This window comes from Pseudomonas sp. WS 5078, assembly GCF_012985745.1.
GTDB classification, from domain to species: Bacteria; Pseudomonadota; Gammaproteobacteria; order Pseudomonadales; family Pseudomonadaceae; genus Aquipseudomonas; species Aquipseudomonas lundensis_A.
Map to the genome: position 1 here is coordinate 84444 of NZ_JAAQWX010000015.1, position 24782 is coordinate 109225.

Here is a 24782-nt window from a genome sequence, read left to right on the forward strand (position 1 = left end):
TTTCAGCACGCCGGCCGCGTCTGGGCCGGTCGTACCGCAGAGTGAGAGGGCACATGTCCATGAACGCAATAACTGATAACAAACCTGCCATGGCACCCAGTAAATCCCGTCGCCGCTTTCCGACTGAACTGAGCATCTTCCTGGTGCTGATCGGCATCGGTCTGGTATTCGAATTGTTCGGCTGGATCGTGCGTGACCAGAGCTTTTTGATGAACTCCCAGCGCCTGGTGCTGATGATCCTGCAAGTGTCAGTGATTGGTTTGCTGGCGATTGGCGTGACCCAAGTCATCATCACGACCGGGATTGACCTGTCTTCGGGGTCGGTGCTGGCCTTGTCGGCCATGGTGGCCGCAAGTCTGGCGCAAACCTCGGACTTCAGCCGGGCCGTGTTTCCTTCGCTGACCGACTTGCCTGTGTGGATCCCGGTGGTCGCCGGGCTCGGGGTCGGGCTGCTGGCCGGTGCCATTAACGGCAGCATCATCGCCATTACCGGCATACCGCCCTTTATCGCAACCTTGGGCATGATGGTGTCCGCCCGCGGTCTGGCGCGCTATTACACCGAAGGCCAACCGGTCAGCATGCTGTCTGATTCCTACACGGCCATCGGCCATGGAGCGATGCCGGTGATCATCTTTCTGGTGGTGGCGCTGATCTTCCACATTGCCCTGCGTTACACCAAATACGGCAAATACACCTATGCCATCGGCGGCAACATGCAGGCGGCGCGCACCTCGGGTATCAACGTCAAGCGTCACTTGATCATCGTCTACAGCATTGCCGGGTTGCTGGCGGGGTTGGCGGGCGTGGTCGCCTCGGCACGCGCGGCCACGGGCCAGGCGGGCATGGGCATGTCCTATGAGCTGGACGCCATTGCGGCGGCCGTGATTGGCGGCACCAGTCTGGCAGGCGGGGTAGGGCGAATTACCGGCACCGTGATTGGCGCGCTGATCTTGGGCGTCATGGCCAGCGGCTTCACCTTTGTGGGGGTCGATGCCTATATTCAGGACATCATCAAGGGCTTAATCATCGTCGTGGCGGTGGTGATCGACCAGTACCGCAACAAGCGCAAACTTAAGCGCTGACAGGGCTGTGTAGCGTCCCCGGCAATCGCCGTCTCTTAAACCTGACCCTCGTTGGCGATAACGCACGCGAGGGTCAGGTTTTTGTGCTCTAAAAGGGGGCGATTTCAGTGAGTGCATTGAATTTCTTGCCGTCAATGCACTCCATTAGCCTCTGCGTGACATGTTTTTCGTCTTTTTCCAGGTTTTGCTGGACAAATTGCTGTCATTTCAGTTGCTGAGTCGATAACTCGGCCGTAGACTGCCGCCCCTCGTAAATTGAGTGCCGGGTGGCGCTTGAAATAGATAGCACCTAACTGGTTGGGATGAAGATCGGTCAGGACGCTCCCTAATTCGCCTTAATGCACGTATTTTTTATAGAGAAATCAATGACAAAGGATAAGTTGCTGGCCATGCCGGCGGATGACTACATGAATGCCGAGCAACATGCTTTTTTCACTGAGCTGTTGCAAAACATGAAGGTCGAAACCCACGAGCGGATTGAGCAGAATCGCATCGCGATCGAGAGCCTGGACACCCCGGCCGACCCTGCAGACGCCGCTTCGGTTGAAGAAGAGCGTACCTGGCTGGTCAACGCGATTGACCGTGACCAGCGCATGCTGCCTCAGCTGGAACAAGCGCTGGAGCGCATCAAGGACGACAGCTTTGGCTGGTGTGACGACAGCGGTGACGCCATTGGCCTCAAACGCCTGTTGATCAGCCCGACCACCAAGTACTGCATCGAAGCTCAAGAGCGTCACGAGCAAATCGACAAGCATCAGCGTCAGGCCTGAGCCTGCCCTCGCCGGGCCGCGCCAAGCGGCCCCGGTAGCGCGATTGGCCAAGCAGCCGTCCTGGCTGGCACTCGGCATTTTCTTGTGACACCTGCGTACACATCCGTCCAACATTGAGCTGGCTGGCGCATTTTTGCACCCTTATATTGGCTCGCGCAGTGTGCACGAGGACCACTTACTAGAGGGGCACAGGTGTGATGAGTCATTCCAGCAACACAGGAAGGGTGTTGCGGGTCGGTGTCTTTTTTGATGGAACGGCCAATAACCAGTACAACAGCGAGTTGGGGCAGGCGCGTCGGGCACAAGGCCTGACGGTAGACCCCACTAGCAGCTATGCCAGCGTCCCCACCAATATTGCCCTTCTTCACCGGCACTACCCCGTGCAGTCGGCCTTTGAGGCTGATGGCATCAGGATGACGTCGCTCTATATCAGCGGTATCGGGACCACCACCGGCAAGGCGGATACACGCTTTCCGGCGCAGACCTACGGCCGCGGCAGTACCGGTGTAGTGGGCAAGGCGAAAGAGGCGCACGCACGGCTGTTGCAGTGCCTGATGGAGGCTGTTGAGGTATTGCCGCCTCGTGCCTTGCAGCGTGTGCAGCTGGATCTGTTCGGCTTCAGCCGGGGGGCGGCGGCAGCGCGGCATTTTGCCAATGAGGTGAATGCCACCCGATTCGATACGCTGTTCGAACTGGCCCCGGGATTCACCTGCGAGATTAATTTCATCGGGCTATTTGACACAGTGGCGGCCATGGGCGGTCTGGTAGACGTGGGCAACATCAGTGATGACGTGAACCCCGGGCTCAATCTGTATCTGGGCCCGGACAGTGCTCGCCACGTGGTGCAGCTCAGTGCGCGGGATGAGGTGCGGCGCAATTTTGCTCTCAGTCGAATTGCCCCGCAGTGGCCGATGGACGTCGCCGTTCCGGGCGTACATGCGGACGTCGGTGGAGGCTATCCCCTGGAGATGCTGGAAGACGTCTTACTCACGCGGTGGAAAACCAACCTGGTGAGCCCGGGCACTTCGCCAATGCTCACCCAGGCCTGGAAGGCCACTGCAGCTGAGTTGCCGTTGTGGCAGGCGCGGGATTTACTGGACGATACGGACCCTCAGGCCCTGTTGGAAATTCGCACAGCCTCGCATCAGCTAGGCACCCGCAAAGATCCGCTCCAGCGCGTGCAGGCAGCGATTTATATGCGACGGCGTGTGTATGGGCATCTGTCACGGGTGTATTTACGGGTCATGCACACGTTGGCCCGTGAGCAAGGGGTGCCTTTCAAGGCACTGTCAGACACGGCCGATACGCGATTGCCTGAAGCGTTGCTGCCCATTGCAGACAAGCTTCTGATGCACGTAATGACCGGGCGCATAGCGTTGAGCCATGAAGACGAGCGGTTGCTTCGCCAGCGCTACATTCACCAGTCTGCGAACTGGAATGCAGCAATTGGTGACGGGATTGGCGCAGTCGATCAAGCATTTTTCAACCTGCCTCAAGACGGCGGGCGTCTGGTTTACGATCAACACGATCCACTTTTAGCCTGAGCGTGTGACGGTATTGTTACCGCTCATGCAATTCAGCTATGCGTGGCATAGCTTTTTCCTGCGGCATTTAGTCACTAAGATGGCCGACATCGTTAGGAGACTAACTAATCAGGTGGAGTGGCCATCATGCGTAATCAAGTCGATATCGCCGTAATGATTGGGAGCGGGGTGCCCAAGGGCATGCGCGACGCCGGACAGAAAGCCTGCTGGGTGGTGTTGGTTAATGGAGAGCAACGCGGGACCGCGTTTTCAACGCGCGCTGAAGCCGAAGAGTGTCAGTCAGCCTGGTTGGCGCAGTTAAGCGCCAACCCTGTGGGAATACGCCTTCAGGCGTGAACCGATTCGTGCAGGCGTACATTCAGTTCGTCGACCGCTAGCGCCCACGGACCGTCTTCATCCAGCTTCTCTTTCAGAAAACTCGCTTGCGCCGTTGACCAGAAGGGCGCCTCGACCAGCTTCACGTCTTCAGCCAAAAAATGGTCTGCAACGAATTGCTCGATGGAAGCTCTATCTGCATCCAGGCCGAGCTGGTTGAACAGGTTTTCCAGCGTGATGGGTGTCTCGTCCATGTTCATCTCCTGAGGCAACTAAGTGAGTACACGGTATCTGAGGCCGTTGAACCCTGAGAGTTCGACCCGATGTGCGTGTAGCACTGTAGACCATGGCTTCAAATGGCGAGATTAACGCTGCCGATCAATGCTTTTTCGGCTTCGAAGAGTGAGCTGAGTGCAACAGAGGCCGCACTGTTGAGCGAGACTACCTGGCTTTTCGCCTTCATGATGGCGGCCATGCGTGCCTCATCATTGCGATAGCGCCCGGCTTTGACAGCGGCCATCCGCGCATTGGCCTGGCGCAGTTGCTGCTGAAGCTGTTCAAGGCGTTTCTTCAGCAGTTTGATGCGCTTTTGCAAGGCTTCTATCGGGCTGTCGCCCGACGAATCCGGGCGTTGTGTATCAGCACGCAGCATGTGCTGCACCAGACTGGGCGCTGCGGCAGGTGCCACGGAGTCTTCCGTCAGAACCGCACGATAGTCAGCAAGGCGAGGGGCTGAATTCAAGTTAATCATCAGTGATGCCCTTAAACACTACTCACCCAGGCTATCGGCCTGCTGCTGCGCTTCTTGAGCGAAAGGGCGGGGCTCAGGCGTTCAAGGCGCCCGCATCCACGGCTTCCTTCAGGGCTTTTGCAGCTTCTTTGCCTGCGACTTCAGCAACATCGGCAGTTTTGAACCAGCGGTCTTTCTCGACCTGGTGGTAGGTGATGGTCTTGAGAGGGGGTTTGGCACGCATCACAATCACTGCCTGAAACTCGCCATCAACTTCTCTGGCTTCACCGCGGATAAAAAATTCGCCAATATCAAATTCCGTCACGTGTCACTTTCCCTTGGAGGTAATGGAGCCAGGTCGACCCGGCGGCATGGGCCGGGTCGATTGTTGCGCGAGTATGGCAGTTGTTGACAGGCAGTGGCGCAGTTAAGTCATTGAACTGACGAAAGCGATGTTTTCAAAGAGGGGCTGAACCCGGTAAATCGGGCTGTGTTCTTTCAAGCTGGCTTGCCAGTGCGCAGGCTTCGTGGTGAGAGCAACGAAAGCCCCTGATCTGGCCGGTATGGGCTTCTCGCACATGAAAAAAGCCGTGACTGATCGGTATCACTTGATAGTGGTGGGATTGTGTATACCCAAAATCGGTGTGGAGCCGGTAGAATGGCCCACCGTCAACGGGGTCGCCTGTGCGATGAGCGTCATTGACGGGTGAGGCACGAAAATCTGATCTGTCCATGGAACGACTTCCTTTGTTTAAATTGTCATAGCAACAGGTTTTTCGTATCGAGGCTGGGACGCACTGAAACGTCGGCCTTCGGCGTTCGTCTATTTGTAAGGTTTTTTTTTAAAACGCTGCGTCAGACATTACGTCTTTAAAAGCAGGTTTCTCCCCTAACTGCGCTAGTCCGTTTCGTCGTTTAAATCTGCGGCTACGTACTACAAACGCCCGTACATATTGCGCGTGGCGTCGGGGCGGGAATCCTTCACTCTGATGGCTTGCAGTCACTTCTGAACCCGTGGTCCAGGAGGTTTTGCTGAACGCAGATTTCAAAATCGGCAAGTTAAGGCTTGCTATTCGCTGCCTGTCTTTTTTGGCAGTACAACTTCATATTTCGAGGGTTTTTCGTTGGCAGTCAGCAATCTGGAGATGCATGCGTTGTTTGTGTTGGGTGACCTGCGAGCGCGTCTGGTCAAACTGTTTCAATCCCGTTTCGTGTATGTCACCGAGCAGACGGCTGAAGATACTTACATGGCCGAAATCGATACCGAAGCCGCATTGGTCGTCGATGACAAACCGGGCTTGAAGTTGAAGGTAGGCGATCACTTCACTGCGGCGGTACTTGCCAGCCGTGAAGGCGGGAAGTTCGAGATCAAGTTCCGCGAGATCAAAATGACCATTTATGGCATTGGCGACTATGCCTATGTCAGCTCGCCGCAAGGCGAAGGCATCGTGTTCAAGGAAGGTCAGCGGGTGATGTTGGTGTTCGCCGCCAATGAACAACTGGCCACGGGCCTGAGCAAAACCCTGAAGGCGGTCACAGCCAAAGCGGCGAAGTGGCGCAAAGGTGAGTTGACCTTCAAGGCCAGCAAAGAGTGACAGTGCCACGCGGCGAATTTCATCGCCAGCATCAAGAACAGGCAACGGCCAAGGCTGTTGAACTGTTAGCCCGGCAGCCCGAGATGGGCAATGGTTGGCTTACGTGGGTCGCCGGGCAGTTGTACACGCTGCGCCCGGCAGAATACGCAAGCATGGTGCGTCGCGAGCTGGCACGGCTGCAGGACGCACCCTGACTGGCAGGTTCAGCGTCGCTCCCTGGGCATCCCGAGGGCGCGTTCGGCAATGATATTGCGCTGAATTTCGTTGCTGCCGCCGTAGATGGTGTCGGCGCGGGTGAATAAAAACAGCGACTGCAGGCGTGTCAGCGCATAGGGCGCGCCAGCCAGCAGCTCGGCTTGTGGCCCCAGTACGTCCATGGCCAGCTTGCCCAGTTCAAGGTGCCAGGTGGACCACGCCAATTTGTAGATGGTCGCTTCGGGGCGCAGGCTCCCGTCCTGCGGGCCGGACAACATGCGCAACGAGTTGTAGCGCAACACGCGCAAACCGCTCCAGGCTTGCGCAATGCGCTGGCGCAGAACCGGATCTTGCGCCGCACCATTGGCCTTGGCAATGCGCACCACCTCGTCCAACTCATTTTGAAACTGCATCTGCTGGCCCAGCGTTGAGACGCCGCGCTCGAACCCCAATAGCGCCATGGCGATTTTCCAGCCTTCGCCGGGCTGACCGATCAGGTTGTCTGCCCCCGTGCGCGCCTGATCAAAAAACACTTCGTTGAATTCACTGGTGCCGGTCAATTGTTTGATGGGTTGCACCGTGATGCCTGGCTGGGCCATGGGCACCAACAAAAACGACAGACCGTGATGGCCCTGGCTGGCGGGCTCGGTGCGCGCCAGCACAAAACACCAGTCGGCTTCATGGGCCAGCGATGTCCAGACTTTTTGCCCGTTGATCAACCATTCATTGCGCTGCGCGTCGAAGCTGGCGCGGGTCTTGATGTTGGCCAGATCGGAGCCCGCGCCGGGCTCGGAGTATCCCTGACACCAAAACTGTTGACCGGCCAAAATCGGTGGTAAAAATCGCTGCTGTTGCTCCGCTGTGCCGAAGGCCGCCAGCGTCGGCCCTACCAGGCCTTCGCCGATATGCCCCATGCGCCCAGGGCCGCCAGCGCGTGCATATTCTTCGTAAAAGATCACTTGCTGATTGATGCTCAAACCCTGGCCGCCGTGTTCAGTAGCCCACCCGGCGCCAATCCAGCTGCCTTTGGCCAGCTCTTGCTCCCAGCGTTTGCGCAACTGCGGGGCAAAATCCTCATCGCCCGGTCCGCCGCGAAAACGCAGAATGCTGAATTCACCGCTCAGGTGCTGTTGCATCCACTGCGCCACGTGTTGACGAAACTGTTCGTCTTTCGCGCTGAAGCCAATATTCATGCCTGCTCCCCGAAGATCTGTCTGGCCAATTGCTCGCGATGGAAGGCGGGTGATCCCCACAATTGTTCACTGGCCCGCGCGCGCTTGAAGTACAAATGCGGGTCGTATTCCCATGTGAATCCCACCCCCCCATGCAATTGAATCGACTCGCCCGCGCATTGGAAGAAACCTTCGCTGGCGTGAATTTTGGCCGTGGCGGCGGCCTCAGCCAGTTGCTCGCGCACGTGAGGGTCTGCATCGATGTTCAGGCACGCATCAGCGATGCACGCGGCGTAGTAACTGGCCGAGCGTGCGCATTCAACGGCCAGCATCAGGTCGGCGCAGCGGTGTTTGATGGCCTGAAAACTGGCAATGCTTCGCCCGAATTGCTGACGTTCGGCGATGTAGGCCAGCGTCATGTCGAGCGACTGTTGGGCGCCGCCGGTTTGTTCGGCCGCCAAGCCCACGCAGGCAAAATGCAAGGTGTCGCGCAGCAGCGCCCAGCCCTGGCCGGGTTCGCTGAGTAGCTGCTCATCGCTTAATACGACGTTTTCAAGGGTGATGCGGGCCAGGCGACGGGTCTGATCCAGGGTCGGCAAGGTTTCTCTGACGAGCCCCGGTGTATCGGCAGGCAAGGCGAATACGCGAATGCCGGCTTCCCCGACGCTGCCCGGCGTGCGGGCCGCAATGATCAACAAGTCGCAATCGGCGCCGTCGATGACATTCAGGTACTCGCCGCTGAGCTGGTAGCCGCCTTTATGAGGCGTGGCATACACCACGATGCTGCTGTCGTCCCAGCGTTGAGTGTTGGTGTAGCTCAGGCTGGCGGTGATCTCGCCGGCTGCCATCAACGGCAGCCAGTGAGATTTGAGTGCCTCGTTACGGCTCAGCAACAAGGCGGGGAGCGCGAGGCAGCAAGTGGCATAGAACGCAGAGGGCAGCAGGCAGCGCCCCAGTTGTTCCTGCAACAAACAGACCTCAGCAAACCCTAATCCCAATCCACCGTAGAGTTCTGGAATCGCCAGGGCTGGCCAATAGAGTTCCTGCGCAATCTGCGTCCAGGTGTGTGGGTCTTGACCGCGTTCACTGGCCATGGCGCTGCGTACGGCATCGGAGCTGGCGACCTGCGCCAGAAAGCGCTCCGCAGACTGTTGGATCATCCGCTGCTCATCTGTCAGGGCAAGCTGCATACCGGCTCCTTATCCTAATTATTGCATTGAGGCGGCCAGCATGAAGTTGCGTGATCCACGCGTAAACCCTGACCCGGACTAGTCCGTTTGAACCCGACAAACCAGCACAATCAAGGTGGCGTTGTGTCAAAGATCAATTGCACGCTGCCGTAATAGTCCCCCGGCTCAAAACCCGCGCCAGGGGGCAGGGCGTCAATGCGCACCGGCACGCGTATGCCGTGGTAGGCATCCGCCGCAGAAACGACAAGGGTGTCGGATAACGTCAGGACTTGCTTATTGAACGTGACCTTTAGCCCAAACGTACTACGGCCATTAGACAGTACGGGTTCATACCCCAAACGGGCTGTCATGGGGCCTGATGAATTGATCATGTCGAACTGTGTCCGCAAGGGATCCAGCGTCGCTGTGGCGAGATTCCAGGGCATGCGTTGTTCATGCTGAAGAAACTCGGGGTCCGCCGGGATGGCATAGAAATCAAAGGTCGGGATAGTGACGCTGATATCAAACCGGTGTTCATCCCGGGCTGCATAAGCAAAGGATGTGCACATAGACAGGGCTGCCGCGGTGAGCAGCGCCGCCGGTAAGCGGAGCTGGCGCATCAGCGTTTGACCTCGATATTTTTTTGCGCATGGCCTTCCACCAGCGTGAATCGGTAATGCCGCCCTGACTGTTTGTCGAAGCGCAGCGTACGTCCCGGCAGAATGTGGGTCTTAGTGGTGGGGTTGCATTGCAGCATGTCGTTCGCAGCGCAGTCCTTGAATTCGTCGACCACAATCACGCTGTTGCCTTGGTTGCGCAGCAGGTAGTGTTTCGCTGTGTTTTCAATGTACGTATCAAAGTGGGTGTTTTCAGGCCTGACAAAAAACACGGTGCCGTAACCGGCCAATACATTCACGCCTGCCGACAGGGTTTTTTTATAGTCATTGGCCTGGTCGGCAGACAATGCGAACTCGTCTTCTTTTTCGGGTACAACAGGTATGAAGCGCACGCGAAAGTAGCGCTCCTGATCCCGTGGCCCCATGAACAAAAGTCGTGCGCCTTGTGTGCCGTTGGGGGGCACGATCAAACGCGCAGGGCTGGACATCAAACCATTGCGTGCACGTCTGTCTGTGTGGCTCTTGACCTCGACTTCTTCGCGGGAACCGTCCGCTTTGTAAACGATCTCCTTGATTGACACCCGGATAAAGGCGGTACTATCACCCCCATTGAATACGCGTTTCAAGTACGTGCTTTTATCCCCGTCCATATAGTCATACACCATGCCCACATTAATATTGGGACCGGCCAACGTGTTCAGTGAAATGAGCCAAATACTCAATAGGCCCGTGAGTGCTCTGATCATGCTCTTGTTCTCAAAAAGTGTGTGGCGTGAGTTTTTAAACTTCAGAATCCCAAATGACCGTGACGCTTCCTTTATAGGTGCCTTCTTGAAATAACATCTCGGCGACGTAGGCGTTGTCTATTTCGAAGTGCAATGTTCCCGGTTTTCGATCCACGTATTGAGTGGGTTCAAACATCTCGGTGCCTACACCGCTCAACAATAACGGCTGGCGATTAACAGACGCGCCATTGGCGTGTCGTAATCCGTTGGGCAGTGACACAAATAAATGGACGGGCACTGCATGTTGCGAGCCGTTACTCAGGCCGCAGGTATCGCCGATAACACGCTCGCAGGCCAATTGCATTTTGAAACGTGAACTGGCGTACACCAGGAAGGTTTGATCGCGAAATAATGTTTCGGGCCTGCGCCCCGCACGCCAAAGTTGCCAGCCTCCTTTGGGTTCAAGAACGATTTGGTTGCCACCGGGAGGAAGTTCAATCTTCATGACGTGTTTGACACTGAGTGAAAAATTCAATGTCAGTATCGGGTCGTCGGGCAGGAAGTTATCGCCCATATCAAAATCCTGACGGGGCCCCAGGGTATAGGTAATGCTGCCGGTGTAGTCGCCGGATGACATACTCAGTGGATTCGGGGTGGCCAGTTCATAAGAGAAGTCAATGTAGTTAAATCGCATCCACGGAATAGGGTATTTGGGCGACTTGCCACAGCTGCCACCCTGACTGGGCATCTGCCAAAAGAAATCAAACGAGTCAACGGTATATAAACTGCCATTCATCAGGCGGGCACACGGCGCTGGCGCATTTCCCCAGTTGCCGCCATTCCAAAGCACATTGTGTGCCTGCCAGGGAGACCCGGCGCTGCCCTCGACCAGTGACATGACAGCAGCAGTTCGAACCGAAGAACCCAAGCCATTAATTCGGACCTTGACGGTTTCTACTTCCCCCGTCTGGTTATGGGTAACCGTTAATGAACGCCACTCTGAAGGCGCGCTGACCATTGCACCTTGTCGGGGGTCTGTATGATTGGCCGCGATGGGATTAATTGAACTGAAGAATGTTTTAATTTTTAAGCTTTTAATGCCCTTTGCCTCACAGGCGGCCGGGTACCATTTGCAATAACCACCATTGTTGGGCGTTAAATTCTCAAATACGTTGTGCTGAGGGTTCGACGGGTCCGGTTTGAATTGGGCACTAATGTTCATCTCAAGCGCCGCCGCCGGAATGAGTGCCAGTAAACAGCTGAGCGAAATAAAGCAGCGAATGAGCACGGTTTTAATAGGCCGCGTCAGGGACGACTGTAGGCCAGGGGTATGGCCTGTGTGATTTATATGTGTCTGTGGTTTCACCCTGTAACCTCACCTTTATTGACAGGCTGCGCCAACGTATCGGGATGGCAGCGCAGGTCGCCGATCTCCACGACATCATTTAATGACGACCGTTTATTGGTATTGATACGGAACATGCACAGCACACGATCACCCTTGCGTACCTCCAGTGTGGGGGCCTGTTTATTCAACTCCATGGAAAAGAACCCATCCACTTCACTGACACCACGGCTTGCGTGATTAATGATGTGATGACCTTTAAGCGGATGGCCCGACGGATCAATCAGACGGCCAAGTACCGTGACGGTTTGCAGCACATTGATTGTTTGATAGCCCACCCCCCCTTTATTCAAGTGATAGCGCGTGCGTGCAGGTGCAATCGTGGCCGCCGGAGCGTGGTTGCCTTCGAAGTCGAAACTTAATGAACTGTTTTTATAGGCAGTCAGGGGTACGAAGTTACGCCCCGCACGCAATGTTGTACTGCTACCGCTGAGGTCATCCGCGCGCAACAGGATGTCTTCTACATCGCTTACCACGTCGACAATCATGCCGGAGCCCTGACCCTGATGCTGGCGGGTGATGACCGTTTTGCCTCCCCCGGCAGCGAATGTGCTGTCCAGGTTAAGTCCACCTGTCAGGTTGCCGTTGTAGGACGAGCGTTGGACAAATCCGTCTGCATCCAGGGTGTCGGTCTGAAAGCTGGCGCGGCCGGCCAACCCCACCCCGTAGGTATCGGCGGACGCTGTTGCCGAAACACTTTGCAGCACGTGGCCGTTTACGTCCTTGCTGTAGGTGACCGATGCATTGTTGTCGCGTCCCCCGTCACGATCGGAGCGGCCGCCAACGCTGGCAGACCAGCGCTCGCCCGGAGCGCCGAGGGCCAGGCTGAAGGTCAAGTCAAATCCTCGATTGCGGGCTGCACCGGAGCTCACACTGGCGGGTCGGTCAAATAAAGAAAACCGCCAGTTACCGTCGCTGCCAAACCAATGAGCCACTTGTGTCCAGCCCACATCCAGGCCCATGCCTTCGGTGTAACCCTGGCTGTGGGACACCCGGGCACTCAGGCTGCTTTTGGGGGTAAAGCGGTGGTTCAGTGCGAGGGATGAGTTGCTGGTTTGGCCAACAAACACTGAGCGCTGTCGAATGCGCGTACCGTCGGGCAAGGTTTCATACGTTCTGCGGGTATCCAGCCAGCTGCGGGTATGGTTGAACACCAGGCTGCCGTTGCCATAGTTGTAGAGTCCGTTCAGGTCAATGCCGGTGCCATAGTTCTGTGTCTCGTACACATTCGCGTACAGATTGGCGTTGTTCGCGATGGACCAGTCGAAGGAGGTGCCCAGTTGCAGATTTTGTTTCACCTGACGCCCTGACCCTCCGACCACAAGCCGAGGGTGCAACAGGTAATTGAATGCGGCCCCGGCGGTCATGTCGCCGCTGGCTTGCTCCTCCCAATTACTCAGCAGCGTACTCTCGCGCCCGGCGAAAACGTTGTACCGCCAGCGCTGGTCGGGGTTGCGCCAATTGTTGGGTTTGTAGATGAGTTCCGGGGTGGTGCTGGTAACGCGTCCGTCCTCGATCAGGCGCACTTGCACTTCATATATCCCCCCTGGGAGTGGGCGGGTGTCCAGACTTTGCAACCCGGCGTTGACCATCTGGGTGTTAATCAGCACGCCGTTGCGGTAGATCTCTACTGACGCCTGACGGTTAGCGGTGACGTAGACCGGATAAATGCTGGGTTTGGGCATTGAAATAGCCAGGCTGTCTGAGCTGCCATACATCACGCCCAGGGCGGTGTCCGGAGTGGCGCCGAATGTACGGATCTGGCGAGTCAGGCCTTCGGCGCTCGGGGTGAAATAACCCAGGCGTAAAAAGTTGCCTTCCAGCTCGCGTTGCGTAAACGCTTCATAAACAGCGTGATAAAGCGTGCTGTCTTCAGGGTCGCCTTGACGGGACAATTGCAAGTTGAAGCCTTGGGACCAATTGCCCAGGCTGCTGCTGGCTTCCACTGCCAACCGCCCGCTGAGGTGTTCATCCTGTCCTGCGCTGAGATTGAGCTGGTTGCGCATAATCAGCCCCCGGCTTCCCTGGGCAGGCAGTTCGTAGTACTGGCTGATTCGACTCTCGCGTTCTGCGCGTTCGGTTAGCAGAGACACGCGTGAATTTTCAAGGTCGTAATGCACGGCCAGCAGTCGCTCCGGGCATTCGCCCGTGCAGTTGCCCAGTTGCACTCCCTGTTTAAGGTAACTGGCCCATAAGTCACGTTCGTCGAGGGACAGTGGGCTGCTTGCATGCTCGGTGAATTCGAGCAGGGTAAGTCGATCATCGCGTGTCAGGACGATCATTGCTTCTCCCACCTGTTGTTGATCGCGTTCGACTTGAACGGCCAGCGGAACATCAAATAAGTGTTCCTCGAAGTCGGCAGGCAAGCCTTTGGCCTGAGCCAGCAGACTACGTGGGGTTGTGCCGGTTGCCGGAGGAGCAGCAAACGCAGACGTGCCGAAAATCAAGGCAAGCGCCGCCGCGATGGGAGTCATCGGTAACATTCACTTATTACTCTGATTGCAGGCAATTTAAGCGCCCCGCAGCGCCCGGATGGACTCCGGGCGCAGGGCATGAGCAACGCCGTCATGCCACGGGGAGTCGGTAGTTACTGCGTGACGACGCGGGGGACGTTGTCGAAGATCACGGTGTACAACGCCGTGTAGTCACCGACCTGGCCGTCCTGGGGCTTTTCGGCTGTGATGACGAGGTCTGCACGGGCCCCGGGAGTTGAGGTCGCATCGTCAACCACTTCTTGAGGCGACGCCGTCAGGGTGACGCCGTTGAACGTTGTCTTCAGGGCGATGTTCTGGGTCGGGTTGCCGTTGAACAGGTTGGCCGGGCCTCCTTCGATGTAAGCGTGAATGGAACCGTCGGTATTTTTGACGTTGAATGGCTGGCTCACGCTGCCCAAGGTGCCGTTGATGGGGTTGTAGTGCAGGGTTTCATCTTTACCGAACTGAGGGTCGTGCGGCAGGACGAAGAAGGTTTTAGTCGGGATGGTTGCCTTGATGTTGATCAGGCTGCTGGCTTCACCAGCAGCCTGGGCAACGGTGGAACCAACGGTAAGGGCAAACAGGGAGACAGCCACAATTTTCTTCAACATGTTTGAAATCCAGTGATGAGTAAAAGTGAAGTGCACGAAGTCACCGCATGTTTAAACACACGCCATTGGCCGTAAGGTAGGCGGCGGGTATAACAACAGTCTCAACTTTGAAGTAGTCAAGGGCGGTGAACTTAAAGTGCGGCGAGAGTATTAACTAACTTAGTTAGGTTGCCTATAAATCTTTGAGTGGTTTTTTTCTTTTCGTTGCGTAGTACGCATCCCTTTATGTTTGTATGAACTTTCTGGTTGAATACGATATTTCGATTCTGTACGCAATAAAGTTGTTATTTATCAATGAGATGGCTTTATGATTTCTGATTGATATTGCTCGTGATGGCGTCCTTCAGCTTGTATGGGGCGTGGGGAGCGTATTTTTAATGATTGATTTGCGTTATATCGCGTGGAAAAGTCCGTGTGATAGTTTAAAACTTTAAGGAAGTTATATCGTGGCGAGGTTAAGTAAGCTGTTTTTTTGATGGGCGTTACAAGTGTGGCTTGAGTTGTGTTTTAAGGTGTGTTTTATGTGGCGTTTTTAACGCAAGGGGAGAGGAGTTATGGTCGGTCATTATAAGGAGCGGCAAGGGGAGAAAAGCCCTGATGGATTTGAAAGGCGCGCGGTTCGCGAGCGCGGTATTCGAAGTCCGCGTGTATTTGCTCCGGGTGATTTAAAACTTTTGATACTGGCGATGATTGCTGAACAGCCCTGTCACGGGTATGACCTGATCCTGCAAATAGAAGGGTTGTTTGAGGGGGCCTACAGCCCCAGCCCCGGAGTGATTTATCCCACACTGGCCCATCTTGAGGCGGGGCAACTCGTTGATGTCAGCGTTCATGGTGGCAAGAAGTGTTACCGCATTACCGATGCCGGGCGCTTTTCATTGAGTCAGCAAACGGTGGCGCTCAATGGGGTAAGGATGCGTATGGACGTCAGCCGCCGGTCATTGTGCGGCCAGGACCGGCCAGCCGAGATTCATCAGGCAATTCACAATGTGCGCCATGCCCTGCAACTCCATCATGGTCGCTGGAGCCCTCAGGAGATTCAGAGGGTGCATAACCTGCTCAACAACGCGGCGAAAGCCATCGTCGACGGCCAGTAATCATTTGCTGCCGCAGCGCAAGTGCCCGCGCGCTGAGCGCGCGGCAGTGGCCAGAAAGCCGCTGTACAGAGGGTATGTTTAGTCTCAACGGACGATGATCCTCACTGTCTGCGTTCCCATACTGCTCCCATGCCTTCGCCACCTCAGGAGCACATGTGAACAGCGCAATCTCTACCGCATTTCACACCAGTATCGACGCGGGAATCGCTGAACTGGTGATCGACCGGCCGCCGGTCAACGCGCTCAACAGTCGCGAGTGGCGGGAACTGGCCAACACCCTCGATGCCCTTGGGCAAAACCCCGACGTGCGAGTCATCGTGATCCGCGCACAAGGGCGCGGGTTTTGCGCGGGTGTCGACATCAAGGAACTGGACGCGCACCCGGAACTGATCGTTGACGTCAACGCGGGCAATTACGCCACGTTTAAAGCCGTACACCGCAACCCGGTGCCGGTGATCGTCGCGGTGCATGGTTTTGTCTTGGGCGGCGGCATCGGGATTACCGGCGCCGCTGACATTGTGGTGGCATCTGAATGTGCCACATTCGCCTTACCAGAAGTCGACCGCGGCGCCATGGGCGGCGGTGCGCATTTGCAGCGTCTGTTTCCGGTGCAAAAAGTGCGTTACCTGTTTTTTACGGGCGACAAAATCGGCGCGCTCGAGGCGCAGCAGTACGGGTTTATCGAGCGCGTGGTGCCTCGCGAACAACTGCGCGAAACCGCCTTGCAGATCGCACGCGCCATCGCGAGCAAAAGCCCCGCCATGATCCGTATCGCCAAAGAGGCGCTCAACGGCATCGAAGACGGCAATCTGGAAGATAAATACCGCTGGGAGCAGGGGTTTACGTTGCAGGCCTACACCTGTGCGGATTCCGCGGAAACCCGCCGTGCGTTTGTCGAAAAACGCGACGCTACGTTTTGAGGTGCTGACGATGGATCTGACGTACTCCCCGCAACAAAACGCCTTTCGCCAGGAAGTGCGCGACTGGCTCGCCGCGAATGCGCCCAAGGCCCCATTGGCCAGCTATGACACCCGCGAAGGTTTTGAGCAGCACCGCCAATGGGAAGCCACCCTGTTTGAAAACCGGCTTTCGATGGTCATGTGGCCCACGGCGTTGGGTGGACGTGGCTGTGACCTGATCGAGTGGCTGATTTTTGAAGAAGAGTATTACGGCGCCGGAGCGCCCATGCGCGTCAACCAGAACGGCCAGTTGCTGTTGGGCCCGACGTTGATGGAGTTCGGCACCGAGGCGCAAAAGCAACGGTTTCTGCCTCGCATGGCGGCCAGTGTCGATATGTGGGCGCAAGGCTGGTCGGAACCTAATGCCGGTTCCGACATGGCGGCCATTACCAGCAAAGCCACACGCGATGGCGATGGGTATGTGCTCAACGGTCAAAAAACCTGGTCCACCCGCGCCATCTTTGCTGACTGGCTGTTCGGACTGTTTCGCAGCGACCCGACTTCGAGCCGTCACCACGGGCTGTCATTTGTCATGGTGCCGCTCAATGCACCGGGGGTGACGGTGCGCCCGATCAAGGCACTCAACGGGAAAGACGCGTTCGCGGAAGTGTTTTTTGATGATGTGCGCATCCCCCTGGAAAACCGCATCGGCGAGGAAGGGCAGGGTTGGCATGTGGCGATGGCCACTGCCGGATTCGAACGGGGCTTGTTGCTGCGTTCCCCGGCCCGCTTTCAATACACCGCCCGAAAACTGGTGGAGCTGTACCAGGCCAACCGCGAAAGCGCCGACCGCGATCCGGGCCTCGGCGAGGCCGTGTGCAAAGCCTGGATGGACGCGCAAGCCTATGCCTTGTCGGCCTATCACACGGTTGGACGGCTGAGTCGTGGTGCACAGATCGGCGCTGAGTCGAGCACCAACAAAATCATCTGGTCGGAGCTGGACCTGCGCATGCACGAAACGGCCCTGCGCATTCTGGGCGCCCAAGGCGAGCTGACAGGACCTGCCAGCGATGGCCATGACTGGCTTGAAGGCTTCCTGTTCGCTCAGGCCGGGCCGATCTACGCCGGAACCAATGAGATCCAGCGCAACATCATTGCCGAGCGCATGCTCGGTCTGCCGAAGTGAGGGCGGGTATGGACTTTACCTTTAGCGACGACCAACTCACCTTCCGCGAAGCCATCAGCCGGTTTCTGATGACGGAAGCCGCGCCGGAAATGCTGCGTGAAATCTGGGAGACCGACGTCGGCCGCTCCCCGGACCTGCGCAACAAAATTGCCGACCAGGGCCTGACGGCGCTGTCGGTGCCGCAAGCGTTTGGCGGGTTGGACATGGACGATGTGGCGTGGTCCCTGATGACCCAGGAATTGGGTTACTACGCGATTCCCGATTCGCTGGCCGACACGGCTTATGTGGCCTGCGCGCTGATTGCCGGGTTGCCGGACAGCGTGTTCAAGCGAGGCGAATGGCTGGCGGGTATCGCCGACGGCAGTTTGCGGGTTGCCGTCGGGCACCCGGTCAACCCGTGGGTAGCCGACGCCGGGCATGCTGACTTGTTGCTGTTGGCCCATGACGACGAAGTGCATGCCGTACCGCGCTCGCAGGTCGATGTGCAGCACCACACCAGCATTGATGCCTCGCGACGTCTGGGGCAGGTCAGTTGGCAGCCGAGTGCCGCCACGTTAGTGGCCGAGGGTGAATTGGGTCGCACCTTGTGGGCGCAAACACTCAGCCGCGGCGCATTGTCCGTGGCGGGGCAACTGTTGGGGCTGGCCCAGCGCATGCTGGACCTGTCGGTGGATTACACCGCCCAGCGCAAGCAATTCGGCAAACCCATCGGCAGTTTTCAGGCCGTCAAACATCATCTGGCCGATGTGGCCACGCAACTGGAGTTCGCCAAACCCGTGCTCTATCGCGCGGCTTATGCGCTGGCACATGGCCAGAGCACGGCACCCGTGTGGGTCTCTCAGGCGCGTCTGGCCTGTTGCGAAGCCAGCTGGCTGGCGGCGCGTCACGGCATTCAGGTGCATGGCGCCATGGGCTACACCTGGGAAGTCGACCTGCAAATGTTCATGAAGCGCGCATGGGCGCTCGACAGCGCATGGGGCGATCGCGCCTTGCATAAAGCCCGGGTGGCAGCCCATGTACTGAGCGGCGCGCCCTTGGGCCCCGGCCATACCTTCGAGGATTAAACAATGCCCCAAGCCTACCTTGTTGACGCGCTGCGCAGCCCGACCGGCAAGCGCAAAGGCGCGCTGGCCCATGTGCATGCCATCGACCTCGGCGCCCATGTACTCAAGGCGCTGGTAGCGCGCAACGCGATACCCGCCGACGAATACGATGATGTGATCTTCGGCTGCGTCGACACCATCGGCTCGCAAGCCGGTGACATTGCCCGCACCAGTTGGCTGGCGGCGGGTCTGCCGTTGAATGTGCCGGGCACCACCATTGACCGGCAATGCGGTTCATCGCAACAGGCCCTGCACTTTGCGGCGCAGGCGGTCATGAGCGGCACGCAGGACGTGATTGCCGTCGGCGGCGTGCAAACCATGACCCAGATTCCGATCTCCTCCGCGATGCTGGCGGGTCAGCCGCTGGGGTTTAGCGACCCGTTTTCCGGCAGCAAGGGCTGGCAGGCGCGTTTTGGCAATCAGCCCGTGAACCAGTTTTACGCTGCGCAGCGCATTGCCGATCACTGGCAGATCAGCCGCCAGGACATGGAAGCCTATGCGCTGGAAAGTCATCGTCGGGCGCTGGAGGCAATTGCCGGCGGCCGTTTTGCAGCGCAAATCGTGCCCTGTGAAGGGTTAGTGGACGACGAAACGCCCCGTCACACCAGCCTGGCCAAAATGGCCGAGCTCGAACCGGTGGCTGCGGAGTTTCCTTCCATTACCGCTGCGGTTTCCAGTCAGACCTGTGATGCGTCGGCCGCCCTGTTGGTGGTCTCCGAAGCCGCGCTAAAACGCTACAACCTCACCCCGCGCGCGCGTATTCATCATTTATCAGTGATGGGCGATGACCCGATCTGGCACCTGACTGCGCCGATTGCCGCCACCCGCGCTGCGTTGAAAAAAGCGGGCATGCGCATGGATGAGATCGACGCGGTGGAAATCAACGAAGCCTTCGCCTCGGTGGTGATGGCGTGGGCCCGCGAACTCGATTACGACCCTGCACGCACCAATGCCAATGGCGGTGCCATTGCCCTCGGTCACCCGTTGGGTGCCAGCGGTGCGCGGCTGATGACCAGCTTGCTCCATCAACTGGAATGCACGGGCGGCCGTTATGGCTTGCAAACCATGTGCGAAGGCGGCGGACAGGCCAACGTGACGATTATTGAGCGTCTTTAGGAGCAGAGAGATGGCGATTTGTGAAGGACGTACCGTGATTATCACGGGGGCGGGCGGTGGCTTGGGGCGCGCTTATGCGCTGGCGTTCGCGCAAGAAGGCGCGAATGTGGTGGTCAACGACATTCGTCAGGAAGCCGCCGAGCAGGTGGCGGGAGAAATCCGTGAGGGCGGCGGCCAGGCCATCGCCAACGCTGACGACATCACCACGGTGGCGACTGCGCAGCGCATTGTCGATGCCGCGTTGGCAGCGTTTGGCGATGTCCATGTGTTGGTCAATAACGCTGGCATCCTGCGCGACCGCATGTTTATCAGCCTCAGTGAAGAGGAGTGGGACGCGGTGATGCGGGTCCATTTGAAGGGGCACTTTTGCCTCGCCAATATTCTGGGCAAGCGCTGGCGGGATCAGGCCAAGGCCGGTCAGCCGGTGGCCGCACGCATCATTAACACCAGCTCGGGTGCCGGTTTACAGGGCTCGGTGGGGCAATCCAATTACAGCGCAGCCAAGGGCGGGATTGCCGCGTTGACGCTGGTGCAGGCCGCGGAACTGGCGCGCTACGGTGTGACGGCCAACGCGTTGGCGCCGGCAGCACGCACGTCCATGACTGAAAGTGCGATGCCGGACGTGGTGAAAAAGCCCCAGGACGGCGGCTTCGATGCCTGGGCGCCGGAAAACGTGGCGCCGTTGGTGGTGTGGTTGGGCAGCGCGCTGTCGGGTCACGTCACCGGGCAGGTCATTGAGAGTCAGGGCGGGCGCTTGTCGTTGGGCGACGGTTGGCGTACCGGGGTGACCCGGGACAAAGGGGCGCAATGGCGGCCAGAAGAGGTCGGGCAAGCGCTGGATCAGATCCTTGCCGAAGCGCCCAGGCCGCAACGGGTGTGGGGAAGCTGAAATGTTGAAACCTTACACAAGAGAGTCACAACCATGAAACAGGCGCCTCCCTATGTTCCCGGCCACCAACTGCTGGCCGGCAAGTCCATTCTGATTACTGCCGCCGCAGGCGCAGGGATCGGCTATGCCGCCGCCAAGCGTTGCGCTGAAGAAGGTTGTCGCGCGTTGATGATTTCCGACATTCATCCGCGTCGCCTCGAAGAAGCCGTTGAACGCCTTAAGGCCGAAACCGGGTTGCAGGCGGTGTTCGGGCAACTGTGCAACGTCACGGTAGAAGCCGAGGTGCAAGCACTGGTCGCCGCTGCCGAAGACGCGCTGGGTGGTGTCGATGTGCTGATAAACAACGCCGGGCTCGGGGGGCAGGTGCGCCTGACGGACATGACCGACCAACAGTGGTCATCGGTGCTGGATATCACCTTGACCGGCACCATGCGCATGACCCGCGCCATGTTGCCGTACATGGAAAAACGCGGCGCCGGGGCCATTGTCAACAACGCTTCAGTACTGGGCTGGCGGGCGCAGAAAGAACAGGCGCATTACGCCGCTGCGAAGGCCGGGGTCATGGCCCTGACCCGTTGCAGCGCCCTGGAAGCGGCCGAAAGCGGGGTGCGTATCAACGCCGTGGCGCCGTCGATTGCCTTGCATGATTTTCTAAAGAAGGCCTCCAGCAATGACCTGCTGGAACAACTGGCCAGTCGCGAAGCCTTTGGCCGTGCCGCCGAAGTGTGGGAAGTGGCCAATGTCATGGTGTTTCTGGCCAGTGATTACGCCTCGTACATGGTCGGTGAAGTGTTGCCGGTCAGTTCGCAACAAGCCTGAGGAGCCGCGCATGAGTACGCTGTTTAACAGTGCGCAGCAGTTGCTGGCGGCACAGGGGCAGGATTTGGGCCGCACTGACTGGCTGCTACTGACCCAGGAGCGCATCAACCTGTTTGCCGAAGCCACCGGCGATCATCAATGGATTCACGTCGATCCCGAACGCGCTGCAACGGGACCGTTCGGGGCCTGTATCGCCCACGGTTACTTGACCCTGGCGCTGGCCAACCTGTTTATGCCCCAGCTCATGCAGTTCGCCAACCTGGCCATGGGCGTGAATTACGGCAGCGACCGCTTGCGCTTCCCGGCCCCCGTCAAGGTTGGCTCGCGGGTGCGCGGCCACGGAGAAATCCTGCGTGTTGAAACACTGGGCGACACACTGCAAGCGGTGGTGCGCATCAGTGTCGAAATCGAGGGCAGCGATCGCCCCGGTTGTGTGGTGGACACCATCAGCCGTTACACCTTCAACCCTCTTGAACAGTGAGCCTGTGCATGAATGCCAATGATGTCGTGATCGTTTCCACTGCCCGTACGGCGTTGACCAAGTCGTTTCGTGGTTCATTCAATGACACCGAGGCGCCCGTGCTCGGCGGCCATGTGGTACGCGCCGTGGTCGAGCGTGCGGGGATTGAACCGGGCGCTGTCGGGGACGTGATCATGGGTGCGGCGGCGCAGCAGGGCACCCAGGGCTACAACATCGGGCGTTTGTGTGCCTACACCGGCGGCTTGCCCGACACGGTGCCTGGCATGGCGATTGATCGCATGTGCGCGTCGGGGTTGATGAGCATCGGCCTGGCGGCCAACGGCATCCTGGCGGGCGACCTTTCGATTGCCGTGGCCGGGGGCGTCGAGTCGCTGTCGTTGACGCAAAACAAATACAAAAACACCTACCGGGCGCAGTCCGAAGCAGTGCTTGAGTGCATGCCGACGGCGTATATTCCGATGCTGGAAACCGCCGAGATTGTATCCACGCGTTACGGCATCAGCCGCGAGGTGCAGGATGCCTATTCGCTGCAAAGCCAGCAACGCACGGCTGCAGCCCAGGCCGCAGGACTGTTTGCCGATGAAATCGTGCCGCTGGCGGCGCGCAAGCTGCTGTTTGATAAAGAAGGCAAGCCTGCTGGTCACCAGGACGTAGTGGCGGACCGCGACGAATGCAATCGCCCGTCCACCACGCTGGCCGATTTGGCCGCGCTCAAACCGGTATGGAAAGACGGTAACTGGGTGCAACAAGGAGCGTTCATCACCGCGGGCAATGCGTCGCAATTTTCTGACGGTGCCTCGGCAGTTCTTTTGATGAGCCGCGCTGAAGCCCGGCAACGCGGGATTGAAGCATTGGGCGTGTATCGCGGGATGGCCGTGAGCGGCTGCGCGCCCGAAGAAATGGGCATCGGCCCGGTGTACGCCATTCCCAAACTGCTCAAGCGCTTCGGGCTGACGGTTTCGGACATCGACCTGTGGGAAATCAACGAGGCGTTTGCCTGTCAGGTGGTGCATTGCCGGGACGTTCTGCACATTCCCAACGAGCGCCTGAACGTCAACGGTGGTGCTATTTCCATCGGGCATCCATTTGGCATGTCGGGGGCTCGCATGGTGGGGCATGCCTTACTCGAAGGCCGTCGTCGCGGCGCCCGGTTTGCCGTAGTGGCCATGTGCATTGGCGGCGGGATGGGCGCGGCGGGGTTGTTTGAACTCACCTGAAACAGCCTCACGTGCGGGCCGGGCGGTGTCAGGATCATCCGCCCGGCGCTCAGCCCGCGCCCGCCGAGATGGCCTACAACCCGCCATTAGCACGCCATTTACGGTATAACCCCTCATTGCTTTATTTTGAGGTCAACCGGTTATGCGATCCCCGTCACAACGGCCGCTGTGGCAGATCTACCTGATTTTTCTGGCACCGATGGTGCTGTCTAACTTCCTGCAAAGCTTCTCCGGCACGCTCAATGGCATCTATATCGGGCAGATGCTGGGCACTCAGGCGCTGGCGGCTGTGTCGGGCATGTTTCCGATTGTGTTTTTCTTTATTGCCCTGGTGATTGGCTTGGGCGCCGGGGCATCGGTGTTGATCGGGCAGGCCTGGGGCGCGAGCGAGACGACGATGGTGAAGAAAATCACCGGCGCCACGCTGACCCTGGGATTAGTGATCGGTTTGCTTGCGGCGGTGGTGGGCAGTCTGTTTGCGCGGCCCGCGTTGCTAGGCTTGGGCACGCCGCTCGATGTGCTGGACGATGCCGTGGCCTATGCGCGCATCATGATGTTGATCATGCCGCTGCTGCTGGTGTTTATCCTGTTTACCCAATTGTTGCGCGGTGTCAGCGACACCGTGTCGCCGCTGTTGGCGCTGATGGTGTCCACGGCCGTGGGGCTGTTGTTGACCCCAGCACTGATTCTCGGCTGGGCCGGTTTGCCGCGCATGGGCATTCAAAGTGCTGCCTACGCCGGTTTGGCGGGTAACGTGCTGGCGATGCTCTTCCTCGGGCTGCGCTTGCGCTACAAAAACAGCGTGATGGCGCCGGACCGTGAGCTGTGGGCCGCACTGCGCCTTGATCGCGCCATTTTGGGCAAGGTGTTGCGCATCGGTTTGCCGACCGGTGTGCAGATGGTGGTGCTGTCGCTGTCGGAGCTGGTGATTCTGGCGCTGGTCAACAGTCACGGTTCGCAGGCCACGGCCGCCTACGGTGCGGTGACGCAAATCGTTAACTATGTGCAATTTCCGGCGTTGTCGATCGCCATTACTGCCTCGATCCTCGGCGCACAGGCCATTGGTGCGGGCCGTCTGGAGCGCATCGGGCCGATCCTGCGCACCGGGCTGCTGATCAATCTGTGGCTGACTGGCGCTCTGGTAGTGGTGGGCTATGCGCTGTCGCACTGGCTGCTCGGCTTGTTCATTACCGATACCGATGCGCGGGTGCGGGCAGAACACCTGTTGCACATCATGCTCTGGAGCATTTTGTTTTTTGGCTTTCAGGCGGTGGTGGGCGGCATCATGCGCGCCAGCGGTGTCGTGCTGGTGCCCATGGGAATCACGATTTTCTGCGTGCTTGGCGTGGAGTTGCCAGTCGCGTACCTGCTGGACGCGCAGTTTGGCCTGCAAGGGGTGTGGATGGCTTTCCCGATTACGTACCTCACCATGCTGGCCTTGCAAACCGCCTACTACCGCCTGGTGTGGCGTCACAAACAGATCCAGCGCCTGATCTGATCTGCCGCGTGATGGGTGGCCGTTGCCGACCGTAACGGCCACCCGCGCTGATTCAAACCCTCCTTCCAGACAG

General features: G+C 58.3%; 27 protein-coding genes. 17 read left to right on the forward strand and 10 right to left on the reverse strand.

Translation table 11 applies throughout. From position 1 onward, the window contains the following. Positions 1–59: 59 nt before the first annotated feature. The 4 genes from HBN68_RS18425 to HBN68_RS18440 all read left to right on the forward strand — a co-directional run bounded on the left by HBN68_RS18425 (position 60) and on the right by HBN68_RS18440 (position 3732). Positions 60–1082, forward strand: coding sequence for an ABC transporter permease (locus tag HBN68_RS18425; RefSeq protein ID WP_047274971.1), 1023 nt, complete (start codon positions 60–62; stop codon positions 1080–1082). 365 nt (positions 1083–1447) lie between these two features. Then, entirely contained in the window at positions 1448–1852 is a 405-nt protein-coding gene (locus tag HBN68_RS18430) for a TraR/DksA family transcriptional regulator (protein WP_047274833.1), read from the forward strand. A 197-nt stretch (positions 1853–2049) separates the two neighbouring features. After that, positions 2050–3396, forward strand: a complete 1347-nt coding sequence (locus HBN68_RS18435; protein ID WP_169965620.1) for a DUF2235 domain-containing protein — start codon at positions 2050–2052, stop codon at positions 3394–3396. Between the two features lie 126 nt (positions 3397–3522). Further along, positions 3523–3732 carry a hypothetical protein gene (locus HBN68_RS18440; protein WP_094993367.1) on the forward strand — a complete coding sequence of 70 codons (210 nt, stop codon included), beginning with the start codon at positions 3523–3525 and terminating at the stop codon, positions 3730–3732. Here the strand turns inward: HBN68_RS18440 and HBN68_RS18445 are convergent. From HBN68_RS18445 to HBN68_RS18455, 3 genes are all read right to left on the reverse strand, one after another. Then, on the reverse strand, positions 3723–3965 hold the full coding sequence (locus HBN68_RS18445) for a DUF2789 domain-containing protein (protein WP_094993368.1): 243 nt from the start codon (positions 3963–3965) through the stop codon (positions 3723–3725). The two genes, HBN68_RS18440 and HBN68_RS18445, sit on opposite strands and share 10 nt — an antisense overlap. Positions 3966–4063: 98 nt before the next feature. Then, entirely contained in the window at positions 4064–4462 is a 399-nt protein-coding gene (locus HBN68_RS18450; RefSeq protein ID WP_094993369.1) for a hypothetical protein, read from the reverse strand. A 73-nt stretch (positions 4463–4535) separates the two neighbouring features. Continuing rightward, the gene (locus tag HBN68_RS18455; protein ID WP_047274826.1) at positions 4536–4766 is read right to left on the reverse strand and encodes a hypothetical protein; all 231 of its coding nucleotides are present in this window, start codon (positions 4764–4766) and stop codon (positions 4536–4538) included. A gap of 205 nt (positions 4767–4971) precedes the next feature. Between HBN68_RS18455 and HBN68_RS18460 the strand changes: the two genes are divergently transcribed. The 3 genes from HBN68_RS18460 (at position 4972) to HBN68_RS18470 (ending at position 6230) form a co-directional block, all read left to right on the forward strand. Then, entirely contained in the window at positions 4972–5151 is a 180-nt protein-coding gene (locus HBN68_RS18460) for a hypothetical protein (protein WP_141232180.1), read from the forward strand. 414 nt (positions 5152–5565) lie between these two features. Further along, entirely contained in the window at positions 5566–6036 is a 471-nt protein-coding gene (locus tag HBN68_RS18465) for a hypothetical protein (RefSeq protein ID WP_169965618.1), read from the forward strand. Then, entirely contained in the window at positions 6033–6230 is a 198-nt protein-coding gene (locus HBN68_RS18470) for a hypothetical protein (protein WP_094993371.1), read from the forward strand. Before HBN68_RS18465 ends, HBN68_RS18470 begins: the two co-directional genes overlap by 4 nt. Positions 6231–6239: 9 nt before the next feature. Here the strand turns inward: HBN68_RS18470 and HBN68_RS18475 are convergent, their stop codons facing one another. The 7 genes from HBN68_RS18475 to HBN68_RS18505 form a co-directional block, all read right to left on the reverse strand. Then, on the reverse strand, positions 6240–7424 hold the full coding sequence (locus tag HBN68_RS18475; RefSeq protein ID WP_169965616.1) for an acyl-CoA dehydrogenase family protein: 1185 nt from the start codon (positions 7422–7424) through the stop codon (positions 6240–6242). Then, a complete protein-coding gene (locus tag HBN68_RS18480; RefSeq protein ID WP_169965614.1) occupies positions 7421–8593 on the reverse strand; it encodes an acyl-CoA dehydrogenase family protein in 1173 nt (390 codons plus the stop codon). The genes HBN68_RS18475 and HBN68_RS18480 overlap by 4 nt, the downstream gene beginning before the upstream one ends. A 110-nt stretch (positions 8594–8703) precedes the next feature. Then, positions 8704–9192 (reverse strand): fimbrial protein, encoded by a 489-nt coding sequence (locus HBN68_RS18485; protein ID WP_262373571.1) that lies wholly within the window; start codon positions 9190–9192, stop codon positions 8704–8706. Beyond that, the gene (locus HBN68_RS18490; protein ID WP_169965612.1) at positions 9192–9935 is read right to left on the reverse strand and encodes a molecular chaperone; all 744 of its coding nucleotides are present in this window, start codon (positions 9933–9935) and stop codon (positions 9192–9194) included. The genes HBN68_RS18485 and HBN68_RS18490 overlap by 1 nt, the downstream gene beginning before the upstream one ends. Before the next feature lie 34 nt (positions 9936–9969). Then, a complete protein-coding gene (locus HBN68_RS18495) occupies positions 9970–11136 on the reverse strand; it encodes a hypothetical protein (protein WP_262373570.1) in 1167 nt (388 codons plus the stop codon). Positions 11137–11276: 140 nt separating this feature from the next. Continuing rightward, positions 11277–13802 carry a TcfC E-set like domain-containing protein gene (locus HBN68_RS18500; RefSeq protein ID WP_169965608.1) on the reverse strand — a complete coding sequence of 842 codons (2526 nt, stop codon included), beginning with the start codon at positions 13800–13802 and terminating at the stop codon, positions 11277–11279. A gap of 104 nt (positions 13803–13906) precedes the next feature. Continuing rightward, the gene (locus tag HBN68_RS18505) at positions 13907–14404 is read right to left on the reverse strand and encodes a CS1 type fimbrial major subunit (RefSeq protein ID WP_169965606.1); all 498 of its coding nucleotides are present in this window, start codon (positions 14402–14404) and stop codon (positions 13907–13909) included. Positions 14405–14958: 554 nt separating this feature from the next. Between HBN68_RS18505 and HBN68_RS18510 the strand changes: the two genes are divergently transcribed. The 10 genes from HBN68_RS18510 (at position 14959) to HBN68_RS18555 (ending at position 24709) form a co-directional block, all read left to right on the forward strand. After that, positions 14959–15501, forward strand: a complete 543-nt coding sequence (locus HBN68_RS18510; protein ID WP_094993378.1) for a PadR family transcriptional regulator — start codon at positions 14959–14961, stop codon at positions 15499–15501. 167 nt (positions 15502–15668) lie between these two features. Further along, positions 15669–16421, forward strand: a complete 753-nt coding sequence (locus tag HBN68_RS18515) for an enoyl-CoA hydratase family protein (RefSeq protein ID WP_094993406.1) — start codon at positions 15669–15671, stop codon at positions 16419–16421. A gap of 10 nt (positions 16422–16431) precedes the next feature. Further along, positions 16432–17586: an acyl-CoA dehydrogenase family protein gene (locus HBN68_RS18520; protein WP_094993379.1), complete on the forward strand. Its 1155-nt coding sequence runs from the start codon at positions 16432–16434 to the stop codon at positions 17584–17586. An 8-nt stretch (positions 17587–17594) separates the two neighbouring features. Then, positions 17595–18650 (forward strand): acyl-CoA dehydrogenase family protein, encoded by a 1056-nt coding sequence (locus HBN68_RS18525; protein WP_169965604.1) that lies wholly within the window; start codon positions 17595–17597, stop codon positions 18648–18650. 3 nt (positions 18651–18653) lie between these two features. Further along, on the forward strand, positions 18654–19805 hold the full coding sequence (locus tag HBN68_RS18530; protein ID WP_094993381.1) for an acetyl-CoA C-acetyltransferase: 1152 nt from the start codon (positions 18654–18656) through the stop codon (positions 19803–19805). A 10-nt stretch (positions 19806–19815) separates the two neighbouring features. Continuing rightward, positions 19816–20694 carry an SDR family oxidoreductase gene (locus HBN68_RS18535; RefSeq protein WP_169965602.1) on the forward strand — a complete coding sequence of 293 codons (879 nt, stop codon included), beginning with the start codon at positions 19816–19818 and terminating at the stop codon, positions 20692–20694. A gap of 33 nt (positions 20695–20727) precedes the next feature. Next, a complete protein-coding gene (locus tag HBN68_RS18540; RefSeq protein WP_094993383.1) occupies positions 20728–21513 on the forward strand; it encodes an SDR family oxidoreductase in 786 nt (261 codons plus the stop codon). A gap of 10 nt (positions 21514–21523) precedes the next feature. Beyond that, a complete protein-coding gene (locus HBN68_RS18545) occupies positions 21524–21994 on the forward strand; it encodes a MaoC family dehydratase (RefSeq protein WP_094993384.1) in 471 nt (156 codons plus the stop codon). Positions 21995–22002: 8 nt separating this feature from the next. Next, positions 22003–23211 carry an acetyl-CoA C-acyltransferase gene (locus tag HBN68_RS18550; protein ID WP_094993385.1) on the forward strand — a complete coding sequence of 403 codons (1209 nt, stop codon included), beginning with the start codon at positions 22003–22005 and terminating at the stop codon, positions 23209–23211. 142 nt (positions 23212–23353) lie between these two features. Beyond that, positions 23354–24709 carry an MATE family efflux transporter gene (locus tag HBN68_RS18555; RefSeq protein ID WP_094993386.1) on the forward strand — a complete coding sequence of 452 codons (1356 nt, stop codon included), beginning with the start codon at positions 23354–23356 and terminating at the stop codon, positions 24707–24709. Positions 24710–24782 lie beyond the last annotated feature (73 nt).